This window comes from Sulfurospirillum tamanense (assembly GCF_016937535.1).
Lineage (GTDB): Bacteria > Campylobacterota > Campylobacteria > Campylobacterales > Campylobacteraceae > Sulfurospirillum_B > Sulfurospirillum_B tamanense.
Genome location: NZ_JAFHKK010000010.1, coordinates 1 through 18,227 on the forward strand (window position 1 = coordinate 1; position 18,227 = coordinate 18,227).

An 18,227-nucleotide genomic window follows, 5' to 3' on the forward strand; every position below is an offset into this window, starting at 1 on the left:
TTAAGCCCGTGGGCGAGGGCGTGTCCGAAGCAAGGGTAGATCTTGGACCTGGCTATAGGCTTTATTATTTCATCAGGGGAAAGACAATTGTGATTGTGTTGCATGGCGGTTCAAAAGCCCATCAACAAAAAGATATTGACAAAGCCAAGGCACTGGCAAAGGAGTTTAAATAATGAATAAGTTAACTACATTTGATATTTCCGAATACCTCGATAGCCCTGAGTCAATTGCCGAATACCTCTCTCAAGTGCTCGAAGAAGGCGATCAAAACGAACTCTTAAGAGCCGTTGGACATATCGCCAAAGCAAAGGGAATGAGTCAGATTTCCAAGGAGACAGGATTGGGGAGGGAGAGCCTTTACAAAACGTTTCAAGAAGGCGCAGAACCAAAATTTAGCACAATTTTAAAAGTGCTCAAATCCCTTGGCTTAACCCTTCATGCACGCACAGCAGTGTAAGGTGAAGCACTCCTAAAGCGCCTTAGAATCCACAATGATGCTCACGGGGCCGTCGTTGTGGATTTCTACGTCCATGGTTGCGCCAAAAACGCCGCTTTGGACGTGCGTGTGGGCTTTGCATGTAAGGATAAATTCCTCATAGAGTGCCTTGGCGCGTTCTGGCGGCATGGCCCCGTCGAAACTAGGGCGACGTCCTTTTTTGATGTTGGCTGTGAGGGTAAACTGAGAGATGACAAGCAGTTCGCCACTCATGTCTAAAAGCGAACGGTTCATCTTGCCTTCATTGTCTTCAAAAATCCGCATCTGCAGGATTTTTGGCACCAAAAGGGCGATGTCTTTTTCATCATCGTCTTTGAAAATCCCCAAAAGCACGTTTAGTCCCACGCCAATTTCACCGACGATTTCGCCTTCCACACGCACCGCCGAGTGGCGCACCCGTTGGAGCAGTGCAATCACGCCGCGCGCTTTTTTTGGTAAAGATAATAAACCACGCTGAGCACCGCTACAAACCCAAGGGTGATGTAGATGATGAGCTTGAGGTACTCTTTTACTAGCGTCTCGTTACTCCCTAGAAAATACCCAAGCGTGATAAGCACGATCATCCAAATGCTTGCCCCCAAAGAGGTGTAAAGGCAAAAGCGAAAGAGATTCATGCGCGCTAGGCCTGCGGGCAAAGAGATGTACTGGCGCACACCAGGAATGAGCCGTCCATTAAAGGTGGAGATTTCGCCGTGTTTGTTAAAGAAGACTTCTAGCTTGGTCATCTTGGTTTCATCAAACCCTACGTAGCGGCCGTATTTGAGCAAGAGTTTGCGCCCAAGCTTGACGCTAAGGTAGTAGTTAAACAGCGCGCCCGCTAGTGAGCCGCCTGTGCCCGCCAAGAGTGCACCCGCGAGGCTCATTTCACCTTTGAAGGCCAAATAACCCGCGGGTATCATCACTACTTCGCTAGGAAAAGGGAAAAAGGAACTCTCCAAAAACATGAGGCAAAAAATCCCCACGTACCCCCACGCACCGATGGTTTCCACCAGAAATGTTACGGCATCATGCAGCACGAAAAGCCTTACATGTAAAGGGCTTAGTCACGCAAATTTCCCAACTCTTCGGTCACTTTAGCCAATTTGTCGGTGGCTTCGGCGAGGGCGGCTTTGTTTTGCACCACAACCGCTTCAGGAGCGTTGGCCACAAAACGTTCGTTGGAGAGCATACCGCTTAGCTTGTCTACTTCTTTTTGGAGTTTTCCCGCTTGCCCCTCAAGACGCGCGATGATGGGGCTAAGGTCGATGCCTGAGAGGGGGATGAGCACTTCAAGGTTGTCGCTCACGTCGCGCACGGCGTCGGGGATTTTCTCACTCACAAACTCCACCGCGCCACATTTGGCTAAGAGTTTAATAAACGGCACCGCCGCGCTCAAATCCTGAGGCGTGTTGAGTTTTACGTACGCCAAATCAATGCGTTGATTGCCCAGTTCTATGGTCGCTTTGGCGCGTCTGATGCTCACAATCGCTTCGATGATGCGCTCAAAAAGCCCTTCCATGGCGTCGTCTTTGGTTTCGTTGGTAGGGTAGGGCAGAACCATGATGGAGGTGTTTTCTTCTAGGGTGGTGTTGCCTAGGGTTTGGTAAAGGTGTTCGGTGATGAAAGGCATGAACGGATGCAAGAGTTTCATGGCTTCTTTAAAGATGGCGCCTAGTTCTGGCACGGCTTCTCTTTGGGCTTTGCTAAGTTCAATGCCCCAGTCGCAAAACTCGTTCCACAAAAAGCGGTACAACACCGTGGCCGCGTCGTTAAAGCGGTAAGTTTCAAGGTGTTCGCGCACCTCTTTAGTGGCCCCGTGCAAGCGGCTTTGCATGTAGCGCCCCAGTTCGGTTTTGATGGTGATGGCGTCCAAATCCTCAAAGCGGTTGGCGTTTAGCAAGAGGTATTTAGAGGCGTTAAAAAGCTTGTTGGTGAAGTTGCGCATTTGGTCGAGTTTGTCGGGGCTTAGTTTGATGTCGCGCCCTTGGATGGCAAGGACAGCGAGGGTGAAACGAAGCGCGTCGGCACTGTGGCTTTGGATGGTGTCGATGGGGTCGATGACATTGCCCTTGGATTTGCTCATCTTTTGGCCGTGTTCGTCTTTGACCAAGGCGTGCAGGTAGATGTCTTTGAAAGGCAGTTCTTTGAGGGCGTGTTCTCCTTGGAACATCATGCGTGCGACCCAGAAAAAGAGGATGTCAAAACCTGTGACCATGAGTGAGTTGGGGTAAAACTCCGCCATGTCTTCTTCAAACCACGTTTCGCCTTTGCCACACTCCTCATTTCCCCAGCCAAGCGTCGAAAACGGCCAAAGGCCAGAGCTAAACCACGTATCAAGCACGTCGGGGTCTTGGTAGATGTCGGTGCTTTGGCATGCGGGGCACGCGGTTTGGGTCTCTTCTTCGGTTGCCCATTCGTGGTTACATGTACGGCAGTAAAACACAGGAATCTGATGCCCCCACCACAGTTGACGGGAGATACACCAGTCGCGCAACTCTTTCATCCACGCGTTAAAGGAGTTGATCCAATGCGCTGGGTAAAACTGCGCGAGTCCCGCGTTGACCTTTTGGGTGGCTCCCTCGGCTATCTCTTTTTTCACAAACCATTGTTTGGAGATGTAGGGTTCGACCACGTTTTTGCAGCGGTAGCAGTGTCCCACTTGGTTTTCGTAGTCTTCGATTTTTTCCACAAACCCTTGCGCTTCAAGGGCGGCTACGATGCCTTCGCGCGCTTCGAGGCGTTCTTGCCCTTCAAACGCACCACACTGGTCGTTTAAAAAACCCGCTTCGTTAAAGATGGTGATGAACTCCAAATCATGCCGTTTGCCTACTTCGTAGTCGTTCACGTCGTGGGCAGGCGTGACTTTCACACAGCCTGTTCCAAAGCTACTGTCTACGTAATCATCGGCGATGATTTTGACCCGTCGGTTGATGAGGGGTAGGGTGACGTACTGGCCGATGAGGTGGGTGTAGCGTTCATCTTCGGGGTGCACCATGACCGCCGTGTCTCCAAAAAACGTTTCAGGGCGCGTGGTGGCTACGACGATGTACTCTTGGGAATTTTCTAGGAAATAGCGCAGGTGGTACAGCTTGCCTTTGTGTTGTTCGTATTCGACTTCGATGTCACTTAGCGCGCCATCGTGGGTACACCAGTTGACCATGTAATTGCCACGGACAATCATCCCTTCGCTATAAAGCGCCAAAAAGGCTTTGCGTACGGCGCGTTTGAGGCCTTCATCCATGGTAAAGCGTTCGCGACTCCACGCGGGGGAAACGCCCATTTTGCGCATTTGACCGACGATGGTGCCGCCGCTTTTGGCTTTCCATTCCCAGACTTTTTCCAAAAATTTCTCACGGCCTAGCTCTTCTTTGGTGATGCCTTGGGCGAGGAGTTGTTTTTCCACGACGTTTTGGGTAGCGATTCCCGCGTGGTCGGTACCTGGTTGCCACAAGGTTTTGTAGCCGTCCATGCGTTTAAAGCGCGTCATGATGTCGATGAGGGTGTGGTTAAAGGCGTGCCCGATGTGCAAACTGCCCGTGACGTTGGGTGGGGGAAGCATGATGGAAAACCGTTTGCCCTCTTTTTGGATGGCTTTGTTGCCCTCTATTTCAAAATAGCCTCTCTCTTCCCAAAGCTTGTAATAGCGTTCTTCAATAGCGTGTGGTTCGTAGGTGGTGCTTGGTTCACTCACGGTGTTGCCCCTGTGTTTTTTTGTGCGGATTGTAGCAAAAAGTGCCTAATGGGGGGCTTTAATTAGGCTTTACATGTAAAGGAGAATGAAAGAGGGATAGGCGACTCTCTTTACCACAAGAAGAGGGATATTTTTAGGACTTTTTTCGGGCTCCTAAACTGACTTAAAGAAACTATCTTATATAATTTTTTATGTTTAGATTAATAAAATACTATTTAGCTTAGAGTTGATGGCTGTTTTGAAGCTTTTTAGGCGAAGTTAAGAATTGTCATTTTTCTTGCAAATATAGTAATAATAAATCAAAACATAAATTTTCTTAAAGGGTTTTTTATGGGTCATCGGGCAATGATTGAGAGTGTTATTGGCAAAACTTCCGAATGCAGAAAAAGCAGAATTCCTGCAAAACTTGACTGGTGGCAAAGCACCACGGGAGCTATTTTGGCAGGGTTTATTGTGTTTCACATGATGTTTACATCGACCATTCTTGCGGGCCCTGCGGCGTTTGATTGGGTAGTAAAACAATCTGAGGGCGCTTTTTTGTTTGGTGAGGCAGTGCCTGTTGTGACCCTCTTTGTAACACTTTTTATTTTCGTTGTATTCGTTGGCCACGCATTTTTGGCCATGCGTAAATTTCCTGCCACGTATCGCCAGATTTTAGTCTTTTGGCAGCACCGTAAAATGATGAAACACGCCGATACTTCCTTATGGGTAGTGCAGTATGTTACGGGTTTTGCATTGTTTTTTTTGGGCGGCGCGCATTTGATTGTGATTTTATCTAGTTATGATTCTATTAATGCAGCAACTGCGGCAACGCGTTTTACACAAGGGGGCATGGGACTTTTTTATCTGATTTTACTCGTAATGATGGTTGCCCATGCTAGTGTTGGCGTATACCGTTTGGTGATTAAGTGGGTTTCTTTCGATCAGTCAACACCGCAAGCGCGCAGGGTTGCGGTTGCGCAAGTAAAACGCACTGTACTTGGGGTTTTTATGGGGCTTGGGCTAATAGCATTTTTGGCAGATTTAGCGTACATACAGTACGGCAAATCTTTGGCAGAAAATAGCGCTCACCTTATCTCTTTTGAGTCAAAATAAGCACGCCAAGCGGGGTTAATCCCCCGCTTTAAATGCCAAGGAAAGTGAATTGACGCAATGGCGGGTGTTTTTGGGGGTAAATCCTTCTCCATGAAACACGTGTCCAAGGTGCCCTCCACACGCGGCGCAGATAATCTCTGTGCGCCTTCCGTCTTTGTCGGTTATTTCTTTTACCGCACCTAAAAATGCCGCATCAAAGCTGGGCCAGCCTGTGCCAGAATCAAACTTTGCAGTGCTTGGAAACAAGGGCGCGTCGCATTTTTTGCAGTGAAAAACCCCTGTTTCATCAAACGCATAATATTCCCCGCTAAAGGGTGCCTCAGTGCCTTTTTCTTCTAAAATATACCGTTCTTCTGGGGTAAGTGTGTGCATACAATGCCTCCTTTTAATGGAGGCATTGTAGCTTTTTTTGGGTAAATGGACGTGCCCTTTAGCCGCGTACGGCGTTGACTGCTGTGACCATGTTTGCTAGAGAGGGTTTGACTTCTTCCCATTTGCGGGTTTTAAGGCCACAATCGGGGTTAATCCACAGCTGTTCTTTGGGAAAAACTTCCAAAAGTGCGTGAATCTGTGTCACCATCTCTTCCACACTTGGAACCCGTGGAGAGTGGATGTCGTAAATGCCTGGTCCAATCTCTTGTTCGTAGCCGATTTCTTTAAAGATTTGCAACAATTTGTTGCCAGAACGCGCCGTCTCGATGGAAATCACATCCGCGTCCATGGCTTTGATGGTGTGGATGATGTCGCGAAACTCGCTGTAACACATGTGGGTGTGGATTTGCGTGCGAGGGTGTGCACTACTGGTGGAAAGCCTAAAACTCTCAAGCGCCCATTCTTCGTACTGCGCGTGTTTTTCTTGACGCAAAGGATACCCTTCTTTAAAAGCCGCCTCGTCCACTTGAACAATGCCGATGCCCGCTTCTTGTAAGTCGTTGATTTCATCACAAATAGCAAGGGCGATTTGCTGAGCAATCTCTTTTTTAGGCTTGTCATTGCGGACAAATGACCAGTTGAGAATGGTCACGGGGCCTGTGAGCATCCCTTTGACGATTTTTTGGGTTTTTGACTGTGCGTAGGTAATCCACGCGACTGTCATGGGTGAGGGACGGCTGATGTCGCCGTACAGCAAAGGGGGCTTGACGCATCTACTGCCATAACTTTGCACCCAGCCGTTTTGGGTAAACGCAAAGCCTTCAAGCTGTTCGCCAAAGTACTCTACCATGTCGTTGCGCTCAGGTTCGCCATGTACGAGCACGTCTAGGTCGATGGACTCTTGAAACGCGAGGCACTCGTCAATGTAGGCTTTAATGTGCGTTTCGTAAACCGCAGATGAGATGGTGCCGTTTTTGTACTCTCTTCGCACGTGACGCAGTGCGGGTGTTTGGGGGAAAGAACCGATGGTCGTAGTGGCTAAATCGGGGTAGTTTAGAGCCGCTTTTTGAACCACGATGCGCTTGGTATAAGGCAGGTCTCTTTTCCATTTGGTAGTGGTTTGTAGGCGTGTTTGGACCTGCTTGTTGTGGATTTTGTCAGAAGTTTTGCGCGACGCAGCGGCGGCACGGTTGGCTTCTAAGGCCTGGGTTTTGGCAGGACTTAGGGGCGCGCCATGAAAACACTGGGAGAGCAGGGTAACTTCTTCGAGTTTTTCAAGGGCAAAACTGAGCCATGTGGAGAGGGTTTTGTCCAGCTTGCTTTCGTGGGCTAGCGTGTAGGGTACGTGCAACAACGAGCACGAAGTTGAGATGCAAATGCGCTCTTTTGGTACTTGCGATGCGATGCGTTCAAGCAGTTCGAGGGTGGTACGAATGTCATTCTTCCAGACATTGCGCCCGTCTACTACACCTGCGATGAGGTGGAGGTCTCCTAATTCTCCAAGGGCGTCAAGGTTTTCTTTTCCGTGTACAAAATCTAACCCAATGCCCCATACGCCACTTTTGGCGAGTGAAACAACCGATTCTTTAGCATGGTCAAAGTAGGTGGTGACGATGAGCTTCAACGCAGGAGAAGCGCAAGAAAGCGTTTTATACACCCCGCCCAAGCGTGCTTGCGTGAGCGGGTCAGTGCCAAGGGAGAGGATGGGTTCATCAAACTGCACATAAAGGGCGGGCGCGTGTTGCGCCAGTTGCGTAAGAAGCTGTTCGTACAGCTCTACTACGCGGTCAAGGTGTGCGAACACATCGCTGTTGTCGGTGGCTTTAGCAAGACTTAAAAAGGTGAGCGGGCCGATGAGGTTGACTTTGGGGATGATGCCAAAGGCTCTGGCTTCTTCAAGTTCACTAAGTACCTTGGTGGCGTTGAGCTTGAAGCGGGTTTGCGCGGAGAGTTCGGGCACGATGTAGTGGTAGTTAGTGTTGAACCATTTGGTCATCTCCATCGCCACGCGTTTTTCGTCGCCTCTGGCCATAGTGAAATACTGCACGGTGCTATCGCTAATGTCTGCAAAGCGCAGTGGGATGGCACCTAACATGACTGCGGTGTCAAGCATGGTGTCGTACAAACTAAAGTCGTTGCAGCTAATGAGGGCGATGCCCGCTTGTTGTTGGTAGCCCCAGTGGCGACGCTTGAGGGTGAGGGCGGTTTGCTGTACGGTTGCAAAGGCGGTTTGCCCGCTCCAGTAGGCTTCTAAAGCGTGTTTGAGTTCACGTTTTTCCCCAATGCGGGGAAAGCCGATGATGGTGTTTTTTGGCATAGATGTATCCTTATATGTATGAAATTAAGTAACTAAACTGCGTGAAAAATCGTTACATGTAAGGAGGGTGAATGCCTGTGCGGCGAAAGCTGTAAAAGAGGCAATTGCAACGGCGGTAGCTTAAGAGTTTACTGCGACGTAAGGCGCGCTTGGTGCGGCGTTTGTAAAAGCAATTGCAGTGGCAAGGCTTGGCGGTGGAGGTTTGGGGGCAGACAACTGCTTCGAGAGGTTCAGGCGGTGGGTCGTCTTCATCGGGTGTTGTGCCGTGGCTGTATCTGTGTGTCAAGGTGTGCGTACGAGCAAACTGGGCGCATAGGGAAATCTCCACCGTGTGGGCTTGGATGGAAGCGAGGGTAAAATAGCGTTTGCCAAAACCTTTGGGAGTTCTCAGAAGTTTACCTTAATGTAAAATGAAAGTGATTATAGCTTGTGAAGCCTTACATGTAAAGTGGTAGGGGAGTTTTTAAAACCGTGTGCGCCAACAGAAAAACTCAAAAAACGAATGGATGAATGGCTATTTTTCCTCTTTTAAACAACCTTGAAAACGGTTATAATACACCAAAAAGGAGCTTTCATGCGTATTGCTATGAGTGGGGCCAACGGATTTGTTGGCAGTTATCTTTCCAAGCGTTTTGTTGAGAGTGGCCACGAGATTGTGGCGATTACCCGCCTTGCTTTGAGTGATGAAAGCGCGTTGTTGGCAACACTAAAAGGGTGTGATGGAGTAATTAATCTTGCGGGTGCAAACATCTCTGAGCGTTGGACACCATCCCATAAAGAGGCGATGGTTAAAAGCCGTATTAACACCACACGCGCCATTGTGAGTGCGCTTAAGGCCATGCAAACTCCACCAAAGGTACTCATTTCTACCTCAGCCGTTGGAATTTACGAAGCAGGCAAAGAGCACGATGAGACATCTAATGAATTTGACCAAGGCTTTTTAGGGGATTTGGCAAAGCGCTGGGAAAATGAAGCCTTAAGAGCCAAAGAAGCGGGTGTGCGTGTGGCGCTTTTTCGTTTTGGGGTTGTGTTTGGGCGAGGTGGTGGAGCATTGGCAAAAATGATGCCTATTTTTAAACTTGGTCTTGGAGGGGTGATTGGTTCGGGCGAGCAGGGTTTTTCGTGGATTCATATTGAAGATTTGTTTCGGGCATATGTGTGGGTGTTGGAGGATGCAAATAAAGAGGGAATTTACAATCTCACTGCGCCTCATCCAGTAACCAATAAAGAGATGACAAAAGCCCTCGGTGCGGCATTAAACCGCCCTGCGTTTTTGCCAGTGCCAACCTTTGCACTAAAGCTTAAATTTGGGGAGGGGGCCGTGATTTTGCTAGAGGGTCAAAAAGTCTACCCGAAACATCTGCTTGATGAGGGTTTTTCGTTTTTTTACCCGCAGATTGACCAAGCCTTTGACGCGGTGATTTCGTAGAATACAGGAGGTGCTATGAGCAAGGGTGGATGGAGTTGCCCGCACTGCATCAGTGATGTGTGCGACATATTAAAAAAAGCTTGCGACCCTGGAGATAAGGGCTGTGTGCTGTATGGCAAGGCGCTGTTTTCCAGTCCAGAGTCGCCCTCTAATGATGCTTTTGAAAGACGCATGGAACGCAAAATGAAGCGCTTGTTGGAAGGAAAAAACCCCGAGGGAGATTAGCGTTAGAGCTTTTCTTTACATGTAAAGGCCTAATTCTCCCACGGGCAAGGCTTTCCAAAATAATACCCTTGAAAAAAATCAATACCAAGCTTCAAGCCTGTTTTAAAAATTTCCTCCGAATGGACAAATTCAGCGATGGTTTTAATCCCCATTTCTTTGGAGAAAAAGACAATCGCTTTGACCAGTTCAAGGGATTTTTTGTCGCTGTCAATGTGTTTGATAAGGGAGCCATCTATCTTGATAAAATCGGGCGAGAGCTCAAAGATGTGGGTAAAGTTTGAAAAACCAGTACCAAAATCATCAATAGCAAAGCGCACACCCAAGGCCTTGAACTCACGGACAAATGCCTTTAAGATGTCGTAATCTTTGATGTTTTGTGATTCGACAATTTCAAAGACAACGCGCCCTCCGATGGCATTTTTTTCAATGGTTTTTCTCAGAATTTTGTGAAGGTCTCGGTTGAGAATATCTTGATAACTAAGGTTTAAAGAGACCGTTATGTTTGCGTTGACGCAAGTGCTTAAGCTTTTAAGTAAGGTGATTTGAGAGACTTTATTGTAATGACGTGTCTTGATGGCAATGTCTAAGAATTCATGAGGAGGAATGTAGGCGGTATTTTCCTCCTCGGATTCACGAAACCGCATTAATGCTTCGTATTTGACAACGCGCTGTTGTTTGTCGACAATGGGTTGAAAAAAAGGTACAAATGCACTGCGCTGGAGTCCTAGTATAATTTTTTTCTTCCACAAGGCTCCGTAGGTAATTTCCTCATGAGAATCCATTTCCTTGCTAAAAATAGCATAAGGAGAGTAGTGCTGTTTAGCATTATTTAGTGCGATGTTTGCCGTTTCTAGGGGGTTAATGGGTTCAAAAGAAACACCTGCACTAATGTCCAAATACAGGTCTTCGTTGAGCAAGGAAGGAGAGATGGGTGTTTTTTTGATAAACCTAAAAAGTTCTATCAAAAAACTGTTACACAAAGAGACATTTACCTTGGCGGTATCCCTAAAAAGAACAAATTCATCGCCAGAGATGCGATAGGCTTGGTATTTTTTTAGTGTTGCAAACTCTTTTAAGTGCAAAGAAAACAATACAAGCACTTCACTGCCTACTTCCACGCCATAGAGCTCATTGATTGTTCTGAAGGAGTTGATGTCAATGAGAATAACGGCAGGGTGTGTGGATGCTTTAATCTCTTTAAGTAAAGAGGCACGGCTCCCTAGTCTGGTAAGTTCGTCAGTGTAGAGTTGGCTTTCGAGGTTTTTAGTGAGCTCCTCTTGAGCTTGACGCAACTTCTCTTCTTGGGCGTATTTTTCGGTTACGTCGCTTATGACAAGCACCACGCCAGTGATTTCGCCTTTTCGGTTGCGAATGGGGGCGGCACTGTCAGCTATTTGGTATTCGTTACCATCTTTTGCTAAAAGCACAGTGTGGTTGGCAAGGCCTACAACCTCGCCCGAGTCAAGAACTTTTCCAACGGGGTTAAGGCAGGGTTTTCGTGTGCGTGCATTGATGATAATAAAAACCTCATCAAGTGGCCTTCCTTGAGCTTCTTTAAGTGTCCAACCACAAAGCTTTTCTGCCATAGGGTTCATGCTAGAGACCAAACCCTTTTCATCAGTAGCAATCACACCATCGCCTATGGAGTGTAGCGTGGTAGCTAGTTTTTCTTCACTTTGGGCTAGTTGTGCCTTTGAGGCTTCTAGTTCTTGATTTTTTTCACCCATTTGAATGCTAATGCGACGTTGTTCTTCTAGAAGGGTTGCAAGCGTGTCGTTTTTATTTGAAATTTCTACAAAAGAGGCTTTTAGACGACCACGCATTTGTTCAAAAGATTCTGAAAGGGCTAGTGTTTCGCCAAAACCAACGGCGTCTATTTTTTGGTCGAGATTGCCATCAATAATCCTGCGCACAGCGACACTCAAACGCTTTAGAGGTTGAATGTTAAAATCAATAATGAGGTAAAAAAGAAAAAACAGCATTGCGATCCCCACAAAACTAAAAAGCAAGTTAAACCACAGCACTTGACGTGGTTTGGCTAGAATTTGTTTGATTGGTATGTGGTATTCGTAAATAAGCCCGCCTATGAGTTCGTTGTTGATGGGGTCAAGCAACTTAAGACTGTCTGTATGGGAAGATAATTTAAAGTCGCTTGCATCATAGGGCTTGGATGGGGTGTGTAGAAAGTTGAGGTTAACACTCTCTTGAAATGTTGGCGTAACTTTTCCATTGACGACGCGCAAGAGTTCTTGGCCACTTTGGGAGACAACTGTAAAGTGATGGATAGCAGGAGTGTCAGGCGCGTTGAAAAACTGCTCCAAAGAGTCTTCCAGCTCCACTCGAAAAAAGGCCGCCTCTTCCTCCAGTCCTAAACGCAAATTCATAATAAATATTTTAAGTGTGGGTAAATTGGCGATAAACTTTAGCTCCATGCTGCGGTGTTCCACATAGTCTCTAAGAAGATTCTGGGCACTTTCTTTGGCAGCAAAATAATTAAACAGTACACCCGTGGCGGCTGTTAGGAGAAAAACAGGTAGCATGGAAAATAAAAGAATACGCTTTAGCCCCCACTGTCGATTTTTTAAAAGCTTATTTAGCAATGGATATCTCCTTTAAGTTAAGCAAGTATCCGCTTCCAGAAAAGGAGTTATGAGCAATGCGTTGGTGCATGGTGAAAATACTGGGCCAAATAAACAAAGGCATGGAGTAGTGTTGCTGGTAAAGGTAAAGTTCCATCTGAACAAATTTTTCCTGCGCCTTTTCCCATGACGGTGCGTGCATTGCTTCTAAAAATAAGCGGTCAGCTTCATTGTCCACTTCTATCCAGCGGTTGCCTCCCTTGCCATAAAATGCTTCAAAATGGGTGGCAACGGTGTTGGTATATAGGCCACTTTGGACGATGGAAAGATCCCAGCGTTCACCTTCGATAGGATTGTCTGGGCCGTGGGTGTAATTTTTAATGTGTTTGTAATACTCTTGGCGTGTTGTGTATTGTTCAAACTCAACCGCTACCCCTTTGCTTTGGAGCATGGCACCAATGGCTTTGGCTAGTTTTTCTTCACTAATGTAATACCCAATTACTAAAGGTAGAGGGTTGGCTTCATTGAAACCCGCTTCGTTTAAAAGTAAAGTCGCCCTTTGCGGGTCATAAGGATAAGGTTGCAAGCCGTTGGATTCATCAAGAGGAAGAATAAAAGCTGTCATTCTGGCTGACCCTTGGGAGACAAAACGGTGTAAGGTATGGCGATCAACCAGTAGGTTGAGTGCTTCACGCACTCTGATGTCACGAAGTGGACTATTGGGCTTGCGGGTGTTAAATAGTGTGGTAAGGTGGCTTGTGGGGTATTTTAGTGTGCGATGTAAATGCGCATGTTTTCCTAAAATGGGGAGCATGGAAGGGCTTACTGCATCAAACAGATCGGCTTTGCCTTCGATCATCCATTGATAAGCTTCTTGGGTGTTGAGCGCAGCTGGGCTGTAGATTTCAAGATTTTGAGTGCGCGGATAGCCTTTTTGCCAGTAGCGCGCGTTGGCGCGTAGCAAGGAAATAGCCCCGCCATCTTGGATTTTTGTAATCTCATAAGGGCCTGTTCCCCACGGGCCAGCTTTAAGAATATTAGCTTGATTGCCCTGAGGGTAGCGACCATTAAAAGCCTCAAAGAAAGTTGGCGAATACATGTAAAAAGAGCGAAGGTAGACCAAAATTTGTCCCATAAAGGCGTCTACGTGAAAATACATTCGTACAGTATGGGCATCAAGGGCCTCCATGTCGCGAATCGCTAAGCGCAAATCAAGAGTAAAATAGGGGGTTTTTGTGGCCGCTGTTTCCACATACCGCTCCCAGTTTTGCAAGACCGAACTGCTGTTAAAAGGTGTGTCATCGTGAAAAACAACCCCTTGGTGCAAGTGTAGGTCGATATATTCTGGGCCAAGTGTCCACTGTTTTGCCAAATTAGGAACAAAATTGTTTTCATTGTCGACATATACCAACGGCTCTACAACCGAATTCCCCACGACCCATGAAGTGGCAATATGAGCAATGACGCGCAAGGTGTCTTGGGGTGTTTTTTTGGAGTCATTTGCGTAAGTGTTTGTTGTGAAAAAGATTGCATGTGCGCCAAAGAGTAATGTGATGCAAAAAATCCAACCTAACCCATGTCGCAGTAGTTTTAAGCGGCTCTTCTTCAGGCTTTTTTTCTTTTCCATGGTCCTTCCTTTGGCGTATTATTGCAAACAATAGATACTATCATAATCCGTTAGTGTTTGTGGCTACTAGATTCAAAGCAGGTAAAAAATCTTACCATGCTATTGGGTTTTTACCCATCAAAGGCCTCTACGCGATTTCTTCCATTTTTCTTTGCTCTATAAAGCGCTTTATCTGCCTTTGCAATAGTCTCCATAAGAACGCTGTCATCTTTGCTAATCACTGTCAAACCAATGCTAATGGTAAGAGAGGAGATAATACCCTCAAACGGCTCTTCACTGACTTTTGCTTTTAGGGTTTGGGCAGAGGTGTATGCATCTTTTTGGGAAATATCTGGCAAAAGTACCACAAACTCTTCCCCTCCATAGCGAAAGATCAAGTCGCTTTTGCGAAAATAGGCTTTAAGGTATTGGGCTAATCTTTTTAAAACATTGTCTCCCATGAGATGCCCAGCGCAATCATTTATCTCTTTGAAGTGGTCAATGTCAATCATCATTAAGCAAGATTCTTCTTGAGATAAACGCATTTTTTGAAGCAGGTTTAAATAGTTTACTTCGAGGGTTGATCTATTAAGAAGCCCTGTTAGGGCGTCGGTTTGGGCTGCTTCTTCAAGTAGGTCAAGGTGGATTTTCTCTTCAGTGATGTCTTCAATGATGCCTTTGTAGCCATCTACGACGCCCTCACTGTCGTGGATGGGCATAACGGTATTTTTCATGTATTTGTCAAGAGTGTCGCAGTAAAACTCAAATGCAATGGATTCAAGGGTTCTGTCTTGGTGTAATGCCTCTAGCTGTGCGCGGAGTTCTTTTTTGTAAGAAGGCGATAAAAAAGGAAAATCATGGCTACCGATGATGTCTTGAGGCGAGAGATCAAAATACTCTTTGACTTTGGTGTTGATGTAGGTTATGTTGTATTTTGTGTCGGCAACCCAAATCAAGTAGAGAGAACTGTCTGCAACAAACCTAAAAAGTTTTTCATTTTTTTGGCTCTCTTGGGTGGCTAGTGCAATTTTTTGGTCCAGTAGGGCATTGGCTTCTTTGAGCATCTGGTTTCTTTCGTGGTTGCGAAATTCCCTGAGAAGTACACCAATGAGAAGTATTAAAAATAAAACACCAAGGGGAATAAGCACTGTTTTGTGTTGGGCGAAAAAGCCAATAGGTTTATTGATATAGCTTACATGTAAAAGACCTTTGGGAGTCTTGAGTGAAAAACGCTGCATCTCTTTGTAATCAAAAATAATTCCATCTTTGCCTATGTTTGTTTGGGTGGGGAGAGCGCTTGCCTCTTTGCCTTGCAAGACCTCCAAGGTGAGTGTTCCGGCTGTGTGCCCTTGGTTAAATCCGCTGACAATCACGCCACCTATAATCCCTTGGCCTAAAAAAAAGTCCCAAGACCCAAATACAGGAATGGTTGGGCCAAAGAGTCTTTTGATGATAGCGATACTCTCACTGTAGCTGAAAAAATTTCCTTTTTTGTCTCGGTTAAAAGCAAGGGCATAGACGAAAATATCCTCTTTGTGCTTGTGAATAAATGCTTCTAAATCTTGGGTTTCAAAGTCCCAGAAATAGTAAAAATCTAGCTCAGGGTTAAAGCGTTTTTCCACCTCTTTTATTTCTGTGCGAATGGTGTTGGCGGTGTAGGTATTGTCTAAAACGACTACCACTTTTTTACGTTTTGGAAATAGGTCTATAGCCAAGGCGAGTGTGCCATCATAATCAACCACTTCTTTGACGCCTGTGACGTGCGGAAGGTTTGATGCCATTTGGGGGTCAAAGTTATTGATACCGCAAAAGACAACTGGAGTATTAGGGAAAAGTTCGTGTTGGTAGTCATTGAGGAAGGCCAGTGCATCATTGTCTGAGGCAATAATGGCGTCAAATGCAGTGTTGTTGTGTTTTAATAAAAAATAGCGAAAGGTTCTTTCCAGAAAAGAAGATTCAAGATTACGCTTGGAATCCAGGTATTCAAAGTAGATATTGATTTTTTCCTCAGATGACTCAAAAGCAGCGATGATGCCTTTTGAGATGCTGTCTGTCCACTGCAATCCGTGGTGGTAAGAGTGAAGCACAAGCACGTTTTTGTCAGCAAAAAGTGTTGTGGTAAAAAAGAGTAAAAAAATCAATCTCGCAATCATTTAAAACCCTCCTGCGGAGTGTTTGATTGTTTATAAATGAGTATAGCCCAAAGTGCCAATAAAGTTCAATTTCCTTGCTGCATTTAGAAGACCGATCCGTTATTGTTATGGTATTCGCTTCGTTATGTAACAACTGTTTCAATGTGACGAAGGTATTGGGTTTTAAAACTTCGTGTGAGCGCTTACATGTAAAGGCCTTTTAACCCTGTCTGGGTATAATACCGTCCTTTAAATTTTTACCCAAAAGAGTCTGCATATGCCCCTTTCTCACCTTAATCAAGAACAATACACCGCCGCTACTGCGCCTTTGGGGTATAACTTGGTTATTGCCAGTGCAGGAACTGGAAAAACTTCAACCATTGTGGCGCGCATTGCCCACTCTATTCGTTCGGGGATGAAGCCTGAACATATTTTGCTTTTGACTTTTACCAATAAGGCCGCTGCGGAGATGGTGGAGCGTGTGGCGGGGTTTTTTGGTAAAGAGGTAGCTGGGCGTATCGAATCGGGTACCTTTCACGCGGTGAGTTACCGACTGCTAAAACGTTTGGGCAAAGCCATCGTTCTCAAGCAGCCCAAAGATTTAAAAATGCTCCTTAAAACCATCCACGGCAGGCGGCGGTTTGATCACATCGACTCGCCCATGAGGCCTTATCAGGCAAGTTATCTTTATGACCTTTACTCTTTGTATCAAAATTCCACGGTGTCTCTTAGTTTTAGTGAATGGCTTAAAGAAAACGACAACGAACACGGGGCGTATTTTGACATTTACGAAGATATATTGGAAGAATTTAAAGAACAAAAAAAACGCTTTGGCTACGTGGATTTTAACGACCTTTTGACCCTCATGCGCGACCAACTCCTCAAAGGCGCGCCCATTGGATACAAAGAGATTTTGATTGACGAGTACCAAGACACCAATACCCTCCAAGGTGCACTCATCGAAGCCTTTCCGTGCAAGAGCGTGTTTTGCGTGGGGGATTATGACCAAAGTATTTACGCGTTTAATGGCGCAAATATCAACATTATCGGCTCCTTTGGGGAGCGTCATGAAAATGCGCGCGTGTTCACCTTGACCAAAAACTACCGTTCTACGGCCAAGATTCTCTCTTTGGCCAATCGGGTCATTGAGAAAAACGAACGGCTCTACCCCAAGCAACTGGAAGTGACGCGTACAGGGGAGTGCGAACCCCCACGGTTGCTTATTTATGATGAACTGTTTTTGCAGTACCAAGCCATTGCATCACAAATTCGCGCTTCGTCTACTCCTCATCACGATGTGGCGGTGATTTTTCGCAACAATTCCAGTGCCGATGGTATCGAGGCGTGCTTGCGAGAAGTGGGCATTGCGTGTAAGCGCAAGGGTGGAGTAAGTTTTTTTGACGCCAAGGAAGTCAAGGCGATGATAGACTTGCTCACTGTGGTAGTAAACCCACGCGATATGATGGCGTTTATTCATATTTTTGAGTACGCCAAGGGGGTCGGCCCTGCTCTTTCTAAGGAGTTGTTTGATGGGTTGTATCTTTTGGGTGAGGGAAACATCACAAAGGGACTTTTTCAGCCCAAAGAGGGAGTGAATCCTTTTGAGCAGCGGGCTAAAAACACCCAGCTTGGGCTCTTTGATGACCATCACGAGCTTGGAAGTGTGGCGCGCTTTTACAAATTAGGGTTTGATGAAGCCTTTTTGGCTAATCCTATTTTAAAGCTGAGTAAGCTCACCGTGGATGGCGCACAGTTTTTACACAGTTTTTACATTTTTTTAAAAGAGACTAAGCGTGTTAAGCATCCTCGCACCTTAGTGGAACACGTAACAACCTCACAAGTTTTTAAAACTATCGCCGAGCAACTTGCTACTAAACGTGCTACGCAAAAAGATGGTACGGTAGATGAAAAACAAAAAGAAGAAGCCAAAGAGCGCATCGCGCGCAAAGGCATCTTGCTCAAAGATTTGGCGAAAAACTACCACGAGAGCGAACGGTTTTTAAATGCGCTCACCCTTGGAAGTGGGGAAATGAGTGAAGGCGAGGGGGTAAATCTGCTCAGTATCCACGCGAGCAAGGGCTTGGAGTTTAATGATGTGTACATCGTAGATTTGATGGACGGACGTTTTCCTAACCGTAAACTTATGAGTATGGGTGGAAGTTTAGACGAAGAACGACGGCTTTTTTATGTGGCCACCACAAGGGCGCGCGACCGCCTCTTTCTTTCTTTTGCAAAGTACGATAAAATCAAAAAACTTGACTATATTCATTCCCCATTTTTAGTGGAAGCAGGGTTGGTTACGTAAG

General features: G+C 46.2%; 15 protein-coding genes. 6 read left to right on the forward strand and 9 right to left on the reverse strand.

Going from position 1 to position 18,227, the window contains the following annotated elements; genetic code table 11:
* The first annotated feature begins 8 nt into the window (after positions 1–8).
* Complete coding sequence (locus JWV37_RS12910; protein WP_369407660.1) at positions 9–173, forward strand: type II toxin-antitoxin system RelE/ParE family toxin; 165 nt, start codon at positions 9–11, stop codon at positions 171–173.
* Complete coding sequence (locus JWV37_RS05805) at positions 173–457, forward strand: addiction module antidote protein (RefSeq protein WP_240332054.1); 285 nt, start codon at positions 173–175, stop codon at positions 455–457. The genes JWV37_RS12910 and JWV37_RS05805 overlap by 1 nt, the downstream gene beginning before the upstream one ends.
* Positions 458–469: 12 nt before the next feature.
* Here the strand turns inward: JWV37_RS05805 and dtd are convergent, their stop codons facing one another.
* Genes dtd through JWV37_RS05820 form a run of 3 tightly spaced genes read right to left on the reverse strand, consistent with a single transcriptional unit; the run spans position 470 to position 4,166 of the window.
* Positions 470–913 carry a D-aminoacyl-tRNA deacylase gene (gene dtd, locus JWV37_RS05810; protein WP_205458836.1) on the reverse strand — a complete coding sequence of 148 codons (444 nt, stop codon included), beginning with the start codon at positions 911–913 and terminating at the stop codon, positions 470–472.
* Positions 910–1,512 (reverse strand): DedA family protein, encoded by a 603-nt coding sequence (locus JWV37_RS05815; protein WP_205458837.1) that lies wholly within the window; start codon positions 1,510–1,512, stop codon positions 910–912. The genes dtd and JWV37_RS05815 overlap by 4 nt, the downstream gene beginning before the upstream one ends.
* A 23-nt stretch (positions 1,513–1,535) precedes the next feature.
* Positions 1,536–4,166 (reverse strand): valine--tRNA ligase, encoded by a 2,631-nt coding sequence (locus JWV37_RS05820; protein WP_205458838.1) that lies wholly within the window; start codon positions 4,164–4,166, stop codon positions 1,536–1,538.
* Positions 4,167–4,496: 330 nt separating this feature from the next.
* Between JWV37_RS05820 and JWV37_RS05825 the strand changes: the two genes are divergently transcribed.
* Positions 4,497–5,261: a fumarate reductase cytochrome b subunit gene (locus tag JWV37_RS05825; RefSeq protein ID WP_240332055.1), complete on the forward strand. Its 765-nt coding sequence runs from the start codon at positions 4,497–4,499 to the stop codon at positions 5,259–5,261.
* A gap of 15 nt (positions 5,262–5,276) precedes the next feature.
* On the opposite strand, the gene JWV37_RS05830 is transcribed toward JWV37_RS05825, so the two are convergent.
* From JWV37_RS05830 to JWV37_RS05840, 3 genes are read right to left on the reverse strand one after another with little or no spacing between them, the layout of a single operon-like run.
* Complete coding sequence (locus JWV37_RS05830) at positions 5,277–5,633, reverse strand: methionine-R-sulfoxide reductase (RefSeq protein ID WP_205458839.1); 357 nt, start codon at positions 5,631–5,633, stop codon at positions 5,277–5,279.
* Positions 5,634–5,691: 58 nt separating this feature from the next.
* Positions 5,692–7,950 carry a 5-methyltetrahydropteroyltriglutamate--homocysteine S-methyltransferase gene (metE, locus tag JWV37_RS05835; RefSeq protein WP_205458840.1) on the reverse strand — a complete coding sequence of 753 codons (2,259 nt, stop codon included), beginning with the start codon at positions 7,948–7,950 and terminating at the stop codon, positions 5,692–5,694.
* A 52-nt stretch (positions 7,951–8,002) separates the two neighbouring features.
* A complete protein-coding gene (locus tag JWV37_RS05840; RefSeq protein ID WP_205458841.1) occupies positions 8,003–8,236 on the reverse strand; it encodes a hypothetical protein in 234 nt (77 codons plus the stop codon).
* Between the two features lie 288 nt (positions 8,237–8,524).
* On the opposite strand from JWV37_RS05840, the gene JWV37_RS05845 reads away from it, so the two are divergent.
* Positions 8,525–9,379: a TIGR01777 family oxidoreductase gene (locus JWV37_RS05845; protein ID WP_205458842.1), complete on the forward strand. Its 855-nt coding sequence runs from the start codon at positions 8,525–8,527 to the stop codon at positions 9,377–9,379.
* Between the two features lie 15 nt (positions 9,380–9,394).
* Entirely contained in the window at positions 9,395–9,604 is a 210-nt protein-coding gene (locus tag JWV37_RS05850) for a hypothetical protein (protein ID WP_205458843.1), read from the forward strand.
* Between the two features lie 29 nt (positions 9,605–9,633).
* On the opposite strand, the gene JWV37_RS05855 is transcribed toward JWV37_RS05850, so the two are convergent.
* The 3 genes from JWV37_RS05855 to JWV37_RS05865 all read right to left on the reverse strand — a co-directional run bounded on the left by JWV37_RS05855 (position 9,634) and on the right by JWV37_RS05865 (position 15,942).
* Positions 9,634–12,204, reverse strand: coding sequence for an EAL domain-containing protein (locus tag JWV37_RS05855; RefSeq protein ID WP_205458844.1), 2,571 nt, complete (start codon positions 12,202–12,204; stop codon positions 9,634–9,636).
* The gene (locus JWV37_RS05860) at positions 12,194–13,810 is read right to left on the reverse strand and encodes an ABC transporter substrate-binding protein (RefSeq protein ID WP_205458845.1); all 1,617 of its coding nucleotides are present in this window, start codon (positions 13,808–13,810) and stop codon (positions 12,194–12,196) included. Before JWV37_RS05860 ends, JWV37_RS05855 begins: the two co-directional genes overlap by 11 nt.
* 110 nt (positions 13,811–13,920) lie before the next feature.
* Positions 13,921–15,942 carry an ABC transporter substrate binding protein gene (locus JWV37_RS05865; protein WP_205458846.1) on the reverse strand — a complete coding sequence of 674 codons (2,022 nt, stop codon included), beginning with the start codon at positions 15,940–15,942 and terminating at the stop codon, positions 13,921–13,923.
* A 256-nt stretch (positions 15,943–16,198) separates the two neighbouring features.
* Between JWV37_RS05865 and JWV37_RS05870 the strand changes: the two genes are divergently transcribed.
* Positions 16,199–18,226 carry an ATP-dependent helicase gene (locus JWV37_RS05870; protein WP_205458847.1) on the forward strand — a complete coding sequence of 676 codons (2,028 nt, stop codon included), beginning with the start codon at positions 16,199–16,201 and terminating at the stop codon, positions 18,224–18,226.
* The last annotated feature ends 1 nt before the right edge of the window (position 18,227 follow it).